Consider the following 16,290-nt stretch of genomic DNA (forward strand, 5'->3'; position numbering starts at 1 on the left):
GCGAGGTCTGGCCGCAGGCCATATGGCATTCGCAGCGCGAAGCCTGGCCCGGGCGGCTGTGGCAATCAAGAGTAGCAAAACGGGAGCGATACAGAATTACAGCGAGATACGACCGCGATCATGCCTGCCGCGGCGGAAACGCCTCAACCTCATCAGGGAGCGGTCCATACCTCTATCGTAACGCGGAATGGAGTAACTTCAACAGTGCCCGGAAGTCGCTGGAAAGATTCATCGCAACCCTTTTGCCCGGACGGGGTTTGATTCGTGCAGGGTGGATCAACGGCAGACAGTTTCGCAGCATCTGACCATCTCTGAGGATTTTTATGAAGAACGTATCGCTCTACCGGTCTGCAGTACTTATTTCGTCGCTCGGGCTCGTCCTGACGGGATGCAGGAGCAACGCGGCGAACTCTCCCGCGCCTATTGTGGACGGCAACGCCGCCGCCACCGATCCTGCCAATGCGAATATGCTGCCGACCCAGGTGGCCGGTGTAAGTTACGCCGCTACGCCGCAGAGCAACGGCACCAGCTACGCACCCCAGGCAGCTCCCCAAACGGCTCCCCAAACAGGTCGGAACACGCAGAATGAAGCTTTGCAATACAACACCACGCCGCCTGCCTATCAGGGTGAAGAGCAGCAGCCACAGCAGCAGCAGCCGGTCTACGACAACTCGCAGCAACAGCAGCAGCCCTACACCGATCAGCAGGCCGCCAACGCCGCGGAATACGACGAATACAACGCTCTGCTGGACCCCGACGTGCCACCCGCGCCTGAACCTCCCCCACCGTTGCCGCAGGATTATGAGCAGCCCATGGCTCCCGGCCCGGACTACATGTGGACACCGGGCTACTGGAATTACGCGCCAGTCGGCTATTACTACGTTCCCGGAGCATGGGTTGCGCCGCCATTCATCGGAGGTCTGTGGACACCCGGGTGGTGGGGCTGGTACGGCGGACACTATCGCTGGCACCACGGCTATTGGGGTCGCCACATCGGCTTCTACGGCGGTATCAACTATGGCTTTGGCTACATCGGCTATGGCTACCAGGGTGGCTACTGGAATAACAACCACTTCTGGTACAACACCGCTGTCAATCGCGTGCAGCCCGGCAGGGTAAACAACTACGTCTACAACCGCCGCGTGGAGGTCATCAACAACACGTACATCAACAACTCGCGTGTCTCCTACTTCGGCGGCAACGGCGGTCTGCGCCGCGGCCCGGCACCGCAGGAGTTTGCCGCGGTGCGTGAACAGCGCGTGCCTCCCATGCAGTCACAAATTCAGAATCGCCAGGCGGCCATGCAGAACCGTGGCCAGTTCTTCCAGCAGAACCGCGGTCGGCCCAACATGGTGACGACAGCACAGCCTCTGCCGGCACAACGCGGCATCGTCGCACCTCCCCGTACGATGTCCCCGATGCCGGGCAACAATCTGCATCCCGGACAGAACGGCTTCAACGGCACACTGCCTGCTAACGCCACGCCGCAGCAGCGTCAGCAGTTTGAGCAGCAACGCCAGCAGTTCAATACCCAGCAACGCATACAGCAGAATATGCAGAATGCGAACCCACAACAGCGCCAGCAGCTTGAACAGCAGCAGCGGGTGCAACAGCAGAATCAGCAGAACCAGCAACGCATACAGCAGAACATGAACCCGCAGCAGCGTCAGCAGTTTGAACAGCAACAGCGCGGGCAACAGCAGAATCAGCAGCAGGAACAACAGCGGCAGCAGCAACTGAACCTGCAGAATCAACAGCGCCAGCAGGTGGAGCAACAGCGCCAACAACAGGCAAATCAGCAGAACCCGCAGCGCCAGCAGGAGCAGCAGCGCCAGCAGGAGCAGCAGCGTCAGTTGCAGTTGAATCAACAAAACCAGCAGCATCAGCAGGAACAGCAACGGCAGCAGGACCAACAGCGTCAGCAGCAGGTGCAGCAACAGCAGCGCGATCAACAACAGCAACAACAGCGTGTGCAGGAGCAGCAACGACAGCAGGTGCAGCAACAACAGCAGCAGCGTCAGGCGCAGGAGCAGCAACAGCGCGTGCAGCAGCAGGAACAACAGCGTCAACAACAGCAGCGCCAGGTGCAGGACCAGCAGCGTCAGCAGATGCAGCAGCGTGTGCAGCAACAACAGCGCCAGGCACCTCCGCAACAACAACGGCCGGCACCCCCGCAAATGCAGCGGCCGCAACCGCAGCAAATGCACGCGGCGCCACCACAGGCACCGCATGAGCAGCGTCACTAAACGGAAGATGGAAACGGGGCCGCACAGATATGTGCGGCCCCATCTTTTACGGCTATGCCGTGAACATCTGCCAGAGCAGCACGCAGTTTAATCCGATGATGAGGATTGCCACGATCCATCCTGCAATTGCTGTTGCGCGGTTATTACAGAATTCGCCCATCACGTTCTTCTTTCCTGTCAGCAACAACAGGGGCACCAGTGCAAATGGAATCCCGAAGGACAGCACGGCCTGCGACAGCAGCAGCACTTTCAATTCATCCAGCCCCAGGGCAATTACCACCAGCGCGGGAATGATCGTGATCAGGCGGCGCAGATAGATAGGAAACTTAACATGCAGAAAGCCCTCAATCACCACCTGCCCGGCCAGCACGCCAATGGTGGACGAGGACAGACCGCTGCATAGCAATGCCACGGCAAATGCGACCTGCGCCATTGGTCCCAGCAATGGTCCCAGCGTCTGGTGCGCGCCTTCCAGCTTGCTGATGGCGCCTTCTCCCACGCCACCCAGCGCTGCCGCAGCCATAACCAACATGGCGGAATTGATGAGCCACGCACCATTCATGGCAAAGAGGATGTCGATGCGCTCAAAGCGAAGATAACGGCGACGGAAGTTACGCAAACGGCTGGCTTCCTGCGCACGACTGGCGCCACCGCTAATGCCGCGTTCCACGAACGTCGACAGGCGCGGCTGCATCAGCGACGAGTGCAGATAGATCACATGCGGCATCACCGTTGCGCCCAGCATGGCCACGGCAATGTACAGCGTTTCGTGATTCAGGTGTGGCACCAGCGTTCCACGCACCGCCTGCGACCAGTCCGGATGCACCAGGAATATCTCAATCGCGTAGCAGAAACCGATGGCACTGACCAACGCAATGATGATGCCTTCAAAGTGACGAAAGCCGCGCTGATTCAGCGCCAGCAGTAGAAATACAAACACCGTGGTCGCAAGCGCAGCCAGAAACATGACGGTGGTGCGGCTCATGCCATGTGCCAGGAAATACGGCCCCACCAGCAGGTAAAAGCCAAGCGCCGCGCCCAGGAACTCCGCCAGGTCTGTAGCAATCGCGCTGATCTCCGCCCCAACCCACAACAGCCAAACCACAGGCCGTGAGAAATGTTCGCGGCAACACTCCGGTAACGTACTCCCCGTGGCAATGCCCAGCTTCGCCGACAGGTATTGCACCAGCATGGCCATCGCATTGGACCACAGCAGCACCCACAGCAACGTGTAGCCATACTTGGCCCCGCCTACGATGTTCGAAGCAAAATTGCCGGGATCGATATAAGCGACGGACGCGACAAACGCCGGACCAAAGAACGTCCACAGCTCGCGCAGCGTGATACGCGGCTCAGCCTTCTCTGGCGAAATGGCGGTATTTAGGCTCACCTAAAAGAAGCATAGCAGCTTCTGCGCCACCCTTCCACGCGAATACCGCGAGATACTAGAAACCATGAAGGTTCTGGTGATTGGCGCAGGTGGCCGTGAACATGCCATCTGCTGGGCGCTACGGAAGTCTGCGCGTGTAAAGGAACTGGTGTGCGCACCGGGCAATGCAGGTATTGAAAGCATTGCAAAATGCCTGCCGGTACAGCAGGACAACGTGGCAGACATGCTGCACGTCACCGACGCTGTGCAGCCAGACCTGGTCATCATTGGACCGGAAGTCCCGCTCGCCGTAGGCATTGTGGATGCACTGCAGGAACGCGGCATCCGCGTCTTTGGCCCCACGCAGGCGGCGGCGCAACTGGAAAGCAGCAAAGCCTTCACCAAGGACTTTCTCCAGCGCCACAACATTCCCACCGCCCGTTACGTCACAGTCCACACGCTGGATGAAGCGCGCACGGCACTGCCGGAATTTTCGCTCCCTGTGGTGCTGAAGGCTGACGGCCTGGCTGCGGGCAAAGGCGTCATCATCGCCACCACCAACGCCGAAGCCGACGCCGCCGTGCAGGAACTGCTGCCCATGAACGGCTCGCTCGTCATCGAGGAGTTCCTCACCGGCGACGAACTCAGCGTCTTCGCCCTCTGCGACGGGGAGCAAGCTGCCATCATTGCCGCCGCGCAGGACCACAAACGCATCGGCGAAGGCGACACCGGCCCCAACACCGGCGGCATGGGCGCTTACTCCACCGACCTGCTGCTGCCCGACGACCTCAAAACATGGGTGCTGGAGCACGTCGCTCAGCCCACTGTGGACGGCATGAAGGCAGAGGGATATCCCTTCCGCGGCATCCTGTTCATTGGCCTGATGATGACGCCCAACGGACCTAAGGTTCTTGAATTCAACACCCGCTGGGGTGATCCAGAGACCGAGGCCATTCTCCTCCGGTTGGAAACAGACTTCCTCGATCTTGTCGATGCCTCGATTGATGGAACGGCTGACAAGCTCGATATCCGCCTGAAACCGGGAGCGGCCATCAGCGTTATTCTCGCCAGCGCGGGTTATCCGGCCAGTGCAGAAAAGGGCGTGGTCATCCACGGCCTGGATGTCGCCCTGCCCGCCAGCGTTGAGGTCTTCCACGCCGGAACCGCACACAACGAAGCAGGAGAAGTCGTGACGGCAGGCGGCCGCGTTCTGGCCATTGCTGCCGAGGCTGAAAACCTGCGCCGTGCCGCCGGAAAAGCCTACGACGCGGTCTCCGCAATCTCTTTCAAGGGCATGCAGATGCGCCGCGACATCGGCTGGCGTGCACTGCAGCGGGAATAGCCAGCGCGACTGCATCTACAGGTATCCACAGCGCGTCTCGACCGGGATGCAGACGATCCCGTGGCGGGAGATGGCACAATGGACACCTGCCATGAGTTCGCCATTTGACGTCATCGTTGTGGGCGGTGGTCCCGCTGGTTCTACGGCTGCTTATCAACTCGGCCTGGCCGGGGTAAAGGTTCTTCTCATTGACAAGGCCGGAGAATTTCCGCGGGACAAGCCGTGTGGTGGTGGCCTCTCCGCGCGTCTGCTGGAACGCTTTCCTTATGTGCGTGATTTCTTCGATGCAGGTGAGGTGCCAGTCCATCCTGTGAGTCGCGTGCACCTGGAGTCGCCGGATGGCACACGGGTGACGTATCAGCAGGGTGAACCCATTCTGTACCTGGTGCGTCGCTGGCAGTTTGATGAAGCACTCTTCCGGCGTGCCGCGTCTGTCTGCACGGTGCGACTGGGAACGATGATTCGCAAATGCGAAGTGAAGCCGACGCATGTGGAGTTGGAGACAACGGAAGGCGAACTCATCACCGCGCCAATCATCATCGGTGCGGATTCCGCCAACTCTGTCATCGCGCGGCATACGGGACTCCGCAGTGAAGCGGCACATAAGGAATATGCCGTGGACATGATGGAAGAGACGGACTATTCGCGATTGGATGTGAAGGATCGCGATGCCATCTATCTCTTCCTGACGTTGACTGAGACCTTCGGCTACGGATACATCTTTCCCAAAACGCATCATCTGAACCTTGGCTTTGGATGCAAGCTGGACTGGTATCTGAAGGCACTGCGTGGCAAAGGGGCGGAGCATCATGCGCAGTGGGTGGAGACGCTTAAGCAGCAGGGCGATGTGACCGGCGAGACGAATCGCAGCGGTTACAAGGCGTTTCCTATTCCGGTCAGCGGCCCGCTTGCAAAGACCTGCGCCGATCGAGTGTTGCTGGCGGGGGATGCGGGCGGCTTTGTGAATGCATTCACCGCAGAAGGCATCTTCTATGCGATGACCAGTGGTGCGCTTGCCGCGGATACGGCGCTGAACGCGATTCGCGCACAGCAGTATGACGAGCGTACGCTGTCAGCGTATGAGAAGGCTTGGAAGCGCGAGATAGGCGACGAGCTATCGCATGCCGTGGATATTCAACATTGCCTTTTCAACGGCAGCGGGCGCATGGATGCGCTGGTGCGCAAGGCGAAAGAAGACCCGGAGTTGCTGCACCTGATCATTGGTTACAGCATGGGCGCATCCACCTATGAACAGCTTCGCAATCACATGATGCGCAGCACGGTGCCAACGTGGGTCTGGAATAAGGTGAAGTCCGCCGTGCGTCTCACACGCTGATTCGTTTCGTTTCAAAAAAATGGAATTGACTTCGTGAGTCATTGGGCATCCTATGGATTGGAATGCATAACCATACTCCGTTTAACCTTGCGAACGCTGCGGCAGAAGAGATGAAGCTGCAGGGATTTGAGCTGACACCTTTCCCCGGGCAACAGCAGCAGCTTGCAGACATTCTTGCTGGCAATGTGAAGGACCATCGTAAGCGTTCGGATCTGCGTGAGCTTGCGTGGTCGTCGATTGATAACGATACTTCGCGCGACCTGGATCAGATTGAGTGGGCAGAGCGGCTTGAGGATGATGGCATCCTGGTTCGCGTGGGAGTGGCCGATGTTACCGCAACCATTGCCAGGGACACGCCGCTGGATAAGTTTGCGGCGCGTCAGTGCGCCACGATTTATACCGCGGCTCGTAACTTTTCGATGTTGCCTGCGGAGCTATCGACCGGTCTGACGAGCCTGAATCCCGGTGAAGAACGCCAGGCCATGGTGGCGGAATTTATTGTGGATGCCGATGGTTCCATGCGTGAGCAGCGCATCTTTCCGGCGTTGGTGCGCAATGCCGCGCAGCTTGCTTACAGCCATGTGGGGCCGTGGCTTGTGAACCCCGAACACGCCGTGCCGCCTGCGATGGATCCTGCGATCCTGGATCAGCTTCGTTTGCAGGATGAGGCAGCGCAGCGTTTGCGCAGGCATCGGCAGGAAGCAGGCGCGCTTGATTTCCGTCGTATGGAGTCCATGCCCGTGGTTGCCGACGGGCGTGTGCTTTCGCTGGAAGATGTGGGCCGCAATCGCGCGATGGACCTTATCGAAGATTTGATGGTGGCGGCGAATGAAACAGCAGCGCATCTGCTGTCGCTGGCGCATCGCAGTGGGCTGCGTCGCGTGGTGAAGTCGCCGGAGCGCTGGCAGCGCATTGTGGATCTGGTGTATGTCACCAGCGCGAATCTTTCGCAGCGTGTCACGTTGCCTTCGGAACCTGACGCCAAGCCGTTGAATGAATTTCTTACGAAGCAGCGAGAGCATGATCCGGATCATTATCCGGACCTGGCGCTTGCCATCATTAAACTGATGGGCGCGGGCGAGTACGTGGTGGTGCATGCGAATGATCCCTATCCGCCTGCGCACTTTGCACTGGCAGCGAATGATTATTCGCACTCCACAGCGCCGAATCGCCGTTTCCCCGATATGGTGACGCAGCGTGTTGTGCACGCCATGCTGGACAATGCTCTACCGCCTTACACAGACGATGAGTTAGCAGCCATTGCAGACCATTGCAATGAGCGTGAGAAGGCTGGCCGCAAGGTGGAACGCGCCATGCTGAAGCGCGCACAGGCTCTGGCGCTGGCTTCGCAGATTGGGCAGCACTATCGCGCGGTGGTCGCCGGGGCAGGGAGGAGCGGCACGTTTGTCCGCGTCCTGAAACCAGCGGTGGAAGGCATGCTGGTGCACGGTGCTGAGGGACTGGATGTGGGCGACCGCCTGAATGTGAAACTGGTTCACACCGATCCGGTGCGCGCGTTCATCGATTTTGTACGGATTTAGTGCTGGTTTTTAGTGGCGCATGGAGAAGCGGAGGCGTTCGTCGCTCTTCTTCTTGTCTTCGCGCTCCCACGCGATGGCCATCACGGTTAACGCTGCGGTGAGTGCGGCGATGACGGCGCTTACGAGAGACAAGGTGCGATAGCCGAAGCCGTGGGTGAGCACAAGTGCCCCCAGCGCTGCTCCGAGTGCGTTGCCAAGGTTGAACGCGCCCTGATTGAGTGTGGAGGCGAGGTTCTGCGCGCCGCGCGCCTGATCGACCACGCGTGTTTGCAGCGGGGCTCCTACGGCGAAGTGCAGCATGCCCCACAATGCGATGGTGATGAGTGCGGGGATGACGTGCTCTTCTGCAATGGGCATCAGCACGAAGAGTACGGCCAGGACGATGAAGCCCATTGCGACGGCGCGGAAGCCCTGCGAATCTGCCATGATGCCGCCAAGCAGGTTTCCGACGGTGATGGCAACGCCGAAGAGTACGAGTACTCCGGTGACGCCGTGCGGTGTGATGTGAGTGATGTCTTCCAGAATGGGCGTGATGTAGGTCAGCACGCAGAACATGGCCGCGGAAGACATGGTGCTGATGAGCAGTGTGGTGAGCACGCCGCGACGCATGACGGACTTGAGTTCGTGCTTGAGATGGACCGGTTCCGAGTGCTGGTGCGGGACGAGAGCCCACACGCCTGCACCGGCGAGAATGCCGATGGGAACGATGGCCCAGAAGGCTGCTCGCCAACCGAAGGCCTGACCGAGCGCTGTACCAGCGGGCACGCCGAGAACATTGGCCAGCGTGAGTCCACTGAACATGATGGCCACGGCGCGGGCGCGTTGCTCGCGCGGCACCACGTTTGCAGCAACGATGCTGCCGATGCCAAAGAACGATCCGTGGGAAAGCGCCGTGCAGATACGGGCGAGTAGCAGCAGATGGAAGTTGGGCGCGGCTGCGCAGGCCGCATTGCCAAGGATGAAGATGCTCATCAGGACGATGAGTGCGCGTTTGCGATCAACCTTTGCTAATGCCAGTACGACCAGCGGCGAGCCAAGTGTGACGGCCAGGGCATACGCGCTGACCAGTGTGCCTGCCTTCGGGATGGACACGCTGAAGTCGCGTGCCAGGTCCGGCAGCAGACCCATGATGATGAATTCTGTTGTGCCAATGCCGAAGGCGGCAACGGCCAGTGCAAGTAGCGGTTTACGCATGTGTGCAGGCTTTGCAATCGCGGCAGAAGGTATGGTTGCGGCGGTGCGCCAGGATCATCAGCGAACTGCCCATCATCGTCAGGCTAACTTCCCAAAGATGCGAAGGTAATCGTTCTCCGAACCACGCGGCCAAAAAGATGCACCCAAGTCCGGCTGCCATCCAGACGAGCACGCGGCGCTTGCCATGTACCCGGAAGCCACGTACCAGTGCAACGGCACCCAGTGTCGCCACAATGGCGGCAAGTGTCCGGTGTGTGCTTTCTTCACCCGGCAAGCAATGAGCCAATGTTGCGAAAAACGAAAGCAGAACCGGAGTCATCAGGCAATGCACCACACACAGTCCTGATACCCAGATACCAAGGCGATCTGCGAGGGATGCAGTTGAAGTCTGTCTTTCGGCGATCATGTTCAGGCTGTAACCGCTGGCAGAATATCTTCCACATCCACCCACTGCGTGGGGTAGTTGCCGGTGTAGCAGGCGGTGCAGTAGCCGTTGGGCTTTTCGTCGCCGGTGGTGCAGCTGTGAATCACGCCATCGAGAGATAGGTAAGCTAACGAATCGGCTTCAATGAACTTGCGAATCTCTTCAAGCGAGTTGTTTGCGGCGATCAGGTCGCGCGTGCTGGGTGTGTCCACGCCGTAGAAGCAGGGTGAGATGGTTGGAGGACACGAGATGCGCATGTGCACCTCTTTCGCCCCGGCGGCACGCACCATGCGGACGATCTTGCGCGACGTGGTGCCACGGATGATCGAGTCGTCGATGAGGATGACTCGTTTGCCTTCCAGCAGTGCACGCACGGGGTTCAGCTTCATACGGACGCCGAAGTCGCGCACGCGCTGTTCCGGCTGGATGAAGGTGCGGCCCACGTAGTGGTTGCGGATGAGGCCGAAGTTGAACGGGATACCGCTTTCGTTTGCGTAGCCGATTGCAGCGGTCACGCCGCTGTCCGGTACAGGAACGATCAGGTCCGCAGGGACGCTGCTCTCGCGAGCAAGTGTGCGGCCCATTTCTTCGCGGCTCTTCTGTACCCAGCGGCCAAAGATCTTCGAATCAGGCCGAGCGAAGTAGACGTGTTCGAAGATGCAGCTTGCCTGTTTGGTGTCGCGATTGAAGTAGCGGGAGGTGACGCCGTCTTCGCTTACCATCACGAGTTCGCCGGGTTCCACATCACGCTCGTACTTCGCGTGCAGCAGATCGAATGCGCATGTCTCGCTGGCGAAGACGAAGGTATCAGGAGCGCCGTCCTTGCCGACGATGCGGCCCATAGAGAGTGGGCGGAAACCATGCGGATCGCGCGCGGCAAAAATGCGGTTGCGCGTCATCATGACGATGGAGAACGCGCCGTCCACCTGTCCGAGCGAATCGGCGATGCAATCCACCAGCGTGTTCTCTTTGGAGTGCGCGATGAGCTGCACGATGATCTCGGAGTCGCTGGTGGTCTGGAAGATGGCGCCGTCGCGTTCGAGGCGTTCGCGCGCTGTGCCCAGGTTCACCAGGTTGCCGTTGTGCGCAATGGCAATGAGGCCCTTGGTGGATTCCACCTTGATGGGCTGCGCATTCAGCAGCGCGGAGTCGCCCGTGGTGCTGTAACGCGTGTGACCAATGGCCATGCGGCCGGGCAGCTTTTCGAGTACCGGATCGGTGAAGATTTCGCTGACCAGACCCATGCCCTTCAGGTCGTGAATCTCTTCGCCATCGGCGGTGGCAATGCCGCCGGATTCCTGTCCGCGATGCTGCAGCGAATACAGGCCCCAGTAGGTGAGGCGAGCTGCATCGTCATGGTTGTAGATGGCCATGACGCCGCACTCTTCGCGGAGTTTGTCGAAGTGTTCTTCGGCTTCGTGATCCTGCAAAATGGCCTCTGTGTTCGTCATGCTGCGTTCCCCAAAGCGAGTTGCTTCGCTGCTGCTTCGAGTGGAAGCCACTCGCTCTCCATGCGCTGGCGAAAGACACCACGCGCTTCTGCCAGATCAACCACATCCACACGGATGGGAAGATCAGACTCATCAAATGCTTCCATCAGGTCTGCTCGCAGAGAAGAACCCAACGGCGTATCGCCACCAATAGCGAGGTCCAAATCCGAGCGCCTGCGCGCACGGCCTGTGACACGTGATCCAAAGACAAAGACCGGGCGCGAGGGCACAAACTGATTCAGAATCGCGCGAACAATCGCGAAATCTTCCGTGGTGAGATCGAGTTCGCCTTGCTTACCCATTGCCGATAACCCTTGTCTTCAATTGCTCCAGAAGATAGGCAGCTTCCTCGACGAAGGCGGCAGCATCTTTTGCCACTTCGCGGGCGCTCTCCTCGTAATATTCATGCACCGTGCGATTGCGTGCGTTGCGGTACCGCTTCCAATGAGGCCAACCGGATTTCAACATCCCCATCTCATCTCCCAATCGGATGATGCTCTGGTAGGACATGGTTCGAATCTCCGGTGGGACCGGCATAGCATCCAGCAGGAAACGATTCAGATTGCGATTCGACAATTCAAAGGTTAGTTCAAAACGCTTGATGACAGAATCAAGAATGAACAGGTTTTCCGGTTCGCGTACGTGAGCGTCAAGAGCCTCACGCAGACGGGTGAGAATGCGTTCGTACAGTTCGAGATCGGTTGGGCGCAAAGGCGCATCCAGGTCGATCACGCGAGTACCACCTCAGCTTCCAGTTCTTCTTCCAGCGCGCCGGTGAAAGCGCTTGCCAAATTCGATGTTGCTGCGTTGATCACGGCTTCGCCATCAAGCGTGATTTGCACGCGATCCGCGATGACTTCGCCGAGCGGCGCGACAAAGACGCCTTCGATGCCCGCGACGGCAGCGCGTACCTGCTCGAATGTTCCCGGGGTGATGGTTGCGATGACGGAGGAGCCAATTTCGCTGAAGAGACGCTCGATACGCATCAGGGGATCGTTGCCCACGTTCATTGCCACGCGTACACCCAGGTTGTTGGGGAATGCGGAGCGAGCGAAGGTTGTGGCGCAGCCACCGTCTGTGAGGTCAGAGGCACTGTTGAGCAGGCGCTGATCCGCGAGTGTGATCAATGCCTTGTGCAGCGCGGCTTCTTCCTGCACGTCCAGGACGGGAGGCTTACCCCATACTTCGCCCAGGACCGTCTGCGCAAATGCAGAGGAACCCAGATCGTGCTTCCACTCGCGACCTGCGCCGCGATAGGCAGAGAGGAAGATAACTTCGTCGCCGACGTTCTGGAACGCGTTGGGCACGGCTTTCGTCACATCATCCAGAATGCCAACAATGCCGAGTACCGGTGTGGGGAAGATGCCTTCGCCCTTCGTTTCGTTGTAGAGCGAGACGTTGCCGCCGGTGATGGGCGTGCCGAGTGCTGTGCAGGCTTCGCTGATGCCGTCGATGGCCTGGGAAAGCTGTGCCATGATCTCCGGCTTCTGCGGGTTGCCGAAGTTCAGGCAGTTCGTCGCCGATACAGGTGTTGCGCCGGTGCAGGCTACTTTGCGCGCGGCTTCTGCAACTGCGTGCATCGCACCGAGCTTCGGATCGAGCCATGTCCAGCGGCCGTTGCCTGCAAGGGCCATCGCGAGGCCGCGTTCGGGTTTGCCGTTGCCGCCGGTGCCCTTGATGCGGATCACGCCTGCCTCGCAGCCGGGGCCCTGCACGGTATTGGTCTGCACCATGCTGTCGTACTGCTCGTAGATGTGGCTCTTGTCGCAGATGTTCGGGCTGCCAAGCAGCTTCTTCAGGTCCGCGGTGTAGTCGCGTGGCTTCTGCAACTCTTCCAGCACCCATGCCGGAGGGTCGAGCGATACGGGAGCTTTCCACTCGCCTACGGGACGGTGATAGACCGGAGCGTCGTCTGTCAGGGATTCATTCGAGAGGTCCGCGACCAGTTCGCCGTGGTGGCGCACCTTCATGCGGTTTTCCGGGATGACCGTGCCGACCACCGAAGCGTCCAGGCCCCACTTATCGAATACGTCCAGCACTTCCTGTTCGCGGCCTGCATGGGCCACGAGCAACATACGTTCCTGCGATTCGGAGAGCATGATTTCGTAGCTGGTCATGCCGCTGTCGCGCTGCGGCACCAGGTCGAGTTCAATCTCAAGACCAACGCCGCCACGTCCGCCCATCTCGCAGGTGGAGCAAGTGAGGCCAGCCGCGCCCATATCCTGAATACCCGAGACAGCTCCGGTCTTCATGGCTTCCAAGCAGGCTTCGAGGAGGAGTTTTTCCAGGAACGGATCGCCCATCTGCACATTGGGGCGCTTCTGTTCTGATCCTTCTTTAAATTCCTCAGAGGCCATGGTGGCTCCGTGGATGCCGTCGCGGCCTGTTTTTGCACCCACGTAAATGACTGGATTGCCGACGCCAGTGGCCTTGGCGTAAAAGATTTCGTCGTGGCGCACCAGGCCCAGTGCAAACGCATTCAGCAGGGGATTGGTGCTGTAGCACTCTTCAAAGCGCGTTTCGCCGCCTACGTTGGGAACGCCGAAGCAGTTGCCGTAACCGGCGACGCCGTGGACGACGCCTTCCATCACACTGCGGTTCTTGGCGTAATCCGTGTCCTTGTCGTTGCCGCTCAGCGGGCCAAATCGCAGGGAATCCATCACCGCATAGGGGCGCGCGCCCATGGTGAAGATGTCGCGCAGGATGCCGCCGACACCCGTCGCTGCGCCCTGATACGGCTCAATGTAGCTGGGGTGATTGTGGCTCTCGATCTTGAAGGCGCAGGCCCAGCCGTCACCCACGTCGATGATGCCGGCATTCTCGCCGGGACCCTGCATCACAGCGCCGGGGCCGCTCTCACGCGTGCCTTTGGTGGGCAGGCGCTTCAGGTGGACACGGCTGCTCTTGTACGAGCAATGTTCGCTCCACATGACGGAGTAAATACCAAGCTCCGTCAGCGATGGCGTACGACCCATCGTGGCGAGGATTTTGGCGTATTCCTCGTCGGTGATGTTGTGTATTTTCAACAGCTCCGGCGTAACGTTACACGGCGTCGGAACTTCGTAAGACTGGACTGTGGCGGTCGGGGTGGCTACCGCCTCCGCCTCGTGTGGGATGGCTGTGGGCTCGCTCACCTTTCTAGTGTCGCATGAACGACGCCCCGGTTTGCACCCGGGAAGCCGGTTAGCGCCAGCCTTCCACGTCCGTGCCGCCGAAAACACGGTCCCGGTGCAGCATTCCTGTGAAAAACATGTACGGATGCAGCAGGTCCAGCGCGCCTGCGGCGTTCAGCTCGGCCATCTGATCCGCAGTCAGGTTCACTTCCAGCGAGGCGATGTTGTCCTGCAACTGCGCGACCCTGGTGGCGCCGATGATCAGCGAGGAGATGGCCGGACGTGCCAGCGCCCATGCCAAGGCGACCTGCGCCATCGGCCTGTCGACTTCCGCAGCCACTTTGCGCAGGGCATCCAGCGTGGCCCAGTTCTTCTCTGTGTACTTGTGAAAGACGGGGTTCGCGCCCCCGCCCAACACGCTCAGGCGGCCTTCGCCGCTGCCTTTGCCGTCGTCCTCGCGCTTGTATTTTCCGGCCAGAAAGCCGCTGGCGAGGGGGCTCCACGGCGTGATGCCGATACCTAATTCGCGCGCGCAGTCTACATGTTCGCGCTCAATGGCACGTTCCACCAGCGAATACTCCAATTGCAGGCCGATTGGCCCCGGAACGCCATGCACCTGTGCCAGCGTGGCGACTTTTGCGGCGTACCAGGCGGGAACGTCGCTGAAACCGAAGTAACGAATCTTTCCCGCACGCACCAGATCACCCAGCGATTGAAGAACTTCCTCCGCTGGCGTGACGGTGTCCCAGGCGTGCATCCAGTACAGGTCAAGGTAGTCCATTTGCAGCCGTTTCAGCGACGCGTCCAGCGCGCGATACATGTTCTTGCGCCCGTTCGCGCTGCCTTTGGGGTTGCCCTTCTGCGCATCGCAGGTCATGGTGAACTTCGTCGCCAGCACCACGCGGTCGCGCAGATTACGTGCGGCAATGTAGCCGCCAATCAACTCTTCGCTGCGCCCATTGGCATAGGTGTCGGCGGTGTCAATGAAGTTGCCACCCGCGTCCACGTACGCGTTGAAGATGGCCTCGGAAACTTCGTCCGGCGAACCCCAGCGCGGCGTTCCCATGGTCATGGTGCCAAGGCAAAGCGGGGAAACAACAAGTCCGGAGCGGCCAAGTGTGCGATAGCTGGTAAGCGTCATAGCAGAACCAGCATACCGCCGCATCGTTACACTGTCTTTGCAATGCATGATGCCAAAAATGCGCGGCGTATTCTGGGCACCGTCCGTGTCATACCGCCGGATGCCTCATGGCCAGAGAAGTTTTGGCACGAGCGGGAACGCCTGAAGACATTTCTTGGCAACGTTGCGGATCAGTTGGAACACTACGGCAGCACAGCGGTGCCCGGGCTCAGTGCGAAGCCAATCATCGACATGATGGCTCCTGTGCCGTCGCTGGAGGATGCCGATGCACTGGTACCCATCCTGGCTGGAGCTGGATACAACAAGATTGACGCGGGATTTTTCAAACGGCGTTTCTTTCGCAGAGAACCGGAAGGTTCGCAGCCCGCCTATCATCTGCATCTGGCGGTCTGCCCGGGATGGCCAATCAAAAATGAGCTGCTGTTACGCGACTGGCTCATCCAAAATCCGGATACTGCACGAACCTATGAGGCGTTGAAGCAGGACCTTGCGACTGCGTATGGCGACGATATGCCGCGATACACAGCCGCAAAGACGCCTTTCCTGCGCCACATCACCAATCAGGCACGCCAAAGCCGAGGTCTCCCGATCGAACACGATTGGGAGGAGTAGGCCCTGACAGATTGTTTGATGTAACGGGTTGCTTAGTTATGTCCGGTTGATCCGAAGCCGCCTTCGCCGCGATGGGTCGCGTCCAGATCGTCCACTTCTTCAAACGTTGCCTGCAGCTTCTTCACAATGCGTAGCTGCGCAATGCGGTCACCTGCGCTCAGCGTAATGGGCACGTCGGTCACGTTCGTCAGGACAACTTTGATCTCACCGCGATAACCGGGGTCAATGACACCTGCCAGTGTGGTGATGCCTTTCACGGCCAGACCGCTGCGGTCCTCAACTAATGCGCCGTACTCTTCGGGGAAGGCCATGGACAACCCTGTTGCAACCAGCGCTGTCTTGCGCGGTTCCACCGTGGCTTCGTGAACGCTGTAGAGGTCGGCGGCCAGGTCGCCCCATGCGCCCTCATGGGCATACTTGGGCAGCTTGGCATCGGGGTGCAGGCGCTTGGTTGGAATATGCGGCATGCCTACCAGCTTAGA

14 protein-coding genes are annotated in these 16,290 nt (G+C 59.6%); 5 read left to right on the forward strand and 9 right to left on the reverse strand.

From position 1 onward, the window contains the following. The first annotated feature begins 323 nt into the window (after positions 1–323). Positions 324–2,246, forward strand: coding sequence for a YXWGXW repeat-containing protein (locus AB6729_RS13935; RefSeq protein WP_371082229.1), 1,923 nt, complete (start codon positions 324–326; stop codon positions 2,244–2,246). Positions 2,247–2,298: 52 nt separating this feature from the next. Here AB6729_RS13935 and AB6729_RS13940 read toward each other — a convergent pair whose 3' ends face one another. Further along, a complete protein-coding gene (locus AB6729_RS13940) occupies positions 2,299–3,636 on the reverse strand; it encodes an Nramp family divalent metal transporter (RefSeq protein ID WP_371082230.1) in 1,338 nt (445 codons plus the stop codon). Between the two features lie 64 nt (positions 3,637–3,700). On the opposite strand from AB6729_RS13940, the gene purD reads away from it, so the two are divergent. The 3 genes from purD to AB6729_RS13955 all read left to right on the forward strand — a co-directional run bounded on the left by purD (position 3,701) and on the right by AB6729_RS13955 (position 7,834). Further along, positions 3,701–4,957 (forward strand): phosphoribosylamine--glycine ligase, encoded by a 1,257-nt coding sequence (gene purD / locus AB6729_RS13945; RefSeq protein WP_371082231.1) that lies wholly within the window; start codon positions 3,701–3,703, stop codon positions 4,955–4,957. 70 nt (positions 4,958–5,027) lie between these two features. Further along, on the forward strand, positions 5,028–6,293 hold the full coding sequence (locus tag AB6729_RS13950; RefSeq protein WP_371082232.1) for an NAD(P)/FAD-dependent oxidoreductase: 1,266 nt from the start codon (positions 5,028–5,030) through the stop codon (positions 6,291–6,293). Positions 6,294–6,355: 62 nt separating this feature from the next. Further along, positions 6,356–7,834, forward strand: coding sequence for an RNB domain-containing ribonuclease (locus AB6729_RS13955; protein ID WP_371082233.1), 1,479 nt, complete (start codon positions 6,356–6,358; stop codon positions 7,832–7,834). A gap of 9 nt (positions 7,835–7,843) precedes the next feature. Here the strand turns inward: AB6729_RS13955 and AB6729_RS13960 are convergent, their stop codons facing one another. From AB6729_RS13960 to AB6729_RS13990, 7 genes are read right to left on the reverse strand one after another with little or no spacing between them, the layout of a single operon-like run. Further along, positions 7,844–9,028: an MFS transporter gene (locus tag AB6729_RS13960; protein ID WP_371082234.1), complete on the reverse strand. Its 1,185-nt coding sequence runs from the start codon at positions 9,026–9,028 to the stop codon at positions 7,844–7,846. Then, on the reverse strand, positions 9,021–9,434 hold the full coding sequence (locus AB6729_RS13965) for a MerC domain-containing protein (protein WP_371082235.1): 414 nt from the start codon (positions 9,432–9,434) through the stop codon (positions 9,021–9,023). Before AB6729_RS13965 ends, AB6729_RS13960 begins: the two co-directional genes overlap by 8 nt. Before the next feature lie 2 nt (positions 9,435–9,436). Continuing rightward, positions 9,437–10,903, reverse strand: coding sequence for an amidophosphoribosyltransferase (gene purF / locus AB6729_RS13970; RefSeq protein WP_371082236.1), 1,467 nt, complete (start codon positions 10,901–10,903; stop codon positions 9,437–9,439). After that, positions 10,900–11,244, reverse strand: coding sequence for a nucleotidyltransferase domain-containing protein (locus AB6729_RS13975; protein WP_371082237.1), 345 nt, complete (start codon positions 11,242–11,244; stop codon positions 10,900–10,902). Before AB6729_RS13975 ends, purF begins: the two co-directional genes overlap by 4 nt. Beyond that, positions 11,237–11,674, reverse strand: a complete 438-nt coding sequence (locus AB6729_RS13980; protein ID WP_371082238.1) for an HI0074 family nucleotidyltransferase substrate-binding subunit — start codon at positions 11,672–11,674, stop codon at positions 11,237–11,239. The genes AB6729_RS13975 and AB6729_RS13980 overlap by 8 nt, the downstream gene beginning before the upstream one ends. Beyond that, a complete protein-coding gene (gene purL, locus AB6729_RS13985) occupies positions 11,671–14,076 on the reverse strand; it encodes a phosphoribosylformylglycinamidine synthase subunit PurL (protein WP_371082239.1) in 2,406 nt (801 codons plus the stop codon). Before purL ends, AB6729_RS13980 begins: the two co-directional genes overlap by 4 nt. Positions 14,077–14,125: 49 nt before the next feature. Beyond that, entirely contained in the window at positions 14,126–15,220 is a 1,095-nt protein-coding gene (locus AB6729_RS13990) for an aldo/keto reductase (protein ID WP_371082240.1), read from the reverse strand. A gap of 18 nt (positions 15,221–15,238) precedes the next feature. Here AB6729_RS13990 and AB6729_RS13995 point away from each other — a divergent pair, with 18 nt between their 5' ends. Beyond that, positions 15,239–15,808, forward strand: a complete 570-nt coding sequence (locus tag AB6729_RS13995; protein WP_371082241.1) for a GrpB family protein — start codon at positions 15,239–15,241, stop codon at positions 15,806–15,808. Between the two features lie 32 nt (positions 15,809–15,840). On the opposite strand, the gene dut is transcribed toward AB6729_RS13995, so the two are convergent. Then, a complete protein-coding gene (gene dut / locus AB6729_RS14000; protein ID WP_371082242.1) occupies positions 15,841–16,275 on the reverse strand; it encodes a dUTP diphosphatase in 435 nt (144 codons plus the stop codon). Positions 16,276–16,290: the final 15 nt, after the last annotated feature.

Origin of the sequence: Terriglobus sp. RCC_193, assembly GCF_041355105.1 — a bacterium.
Taxonomy (GTDB): domain Bacteria; phylum Acidobacteriota; class Terriglobia; order Terriglobales; family Acidobacteriaceae; genus Terriglobus.

Excerpts from the sequence above, each read along its gene's own strand:
- AB6729_RS13975 (WP_371082237.1), bottom strand. The coding sequence starts at position 11,244 with ATGGGTAAGCAAGGCGAACTCGATCTCACCACGGAAGATTTCGCGATT.
- dut (WP_371082242.1), bottom strand. The coding sequence starts at position 16,275 with ATGCCGCATATTCCAACCAAGCGCCTGCACCCCGATGCCAAGCTGCCC.
- AB6729_RS13955 (WP_371082233.1), top strand. The coding sequence starts at position 6,356 with ATGCATAACCATACTCCGTTTAACCTTGCGAACGCTGCGGCAGAAGAG.
- AB6729_RS13935 (WP_371082229.1), top strand. The coding sequence starts at position 324 with ATGAAGAACGTATCGCTCTACCGGTCTGCAGTACTTATTTCGTCGCTC.
- purD (WP_371082231.1), top strand. The coding sequence starts at position 3,701 with ATGAAGGTTCTGGTGATTGGCGCAGGTGGCCGTGAACATGCCATCTGC.
- AB6729_RS13950 (WP_371082232.1), top strand. The coding sequence starts at position 5,028 with ATGGCACAATGGACACCTGCCATGAGTTCGCCATTTGACGTCATCGTT.
- AB6729_RS13995 (WP_371082241.1), top strand. The coding sequence starts at position 15,239 with ATGCATGATGCCAAAAATGCGCGGCGTATTCTGGGCACCGTCCGTGTC.
- AB6729_RS13990 (WP_371082240.1), bottom strand. The coding sequence starts at position 15,220 with ATGCGGCGGTATGCTGGTTCTGCTATGACGCTTACCAGCTATCGCACA.
- AB6729_RS13965 (WP_371082235.1), bottom strand. The coding sequence starts at position 9,434 with ATGATCGCCGAAAGACAGACTTCAACTGCATCCCTCGCAGATCGCCTT.
- purF (WP_371082236.1), bottom strand. The coding sequence starts at position 10,903 with ATGACGAACACAGAGGCCATTTTGCAGGATCACGAAGCCGAAGAACAC.
- AB6729_RS13960 (WP_371082234.1), bottom strand. The coding sequence starts at position 9,028 with ATGCGTAAACCGCTACTTGCACTGGCCGTTGCCGCCTTCGGCATTGGC.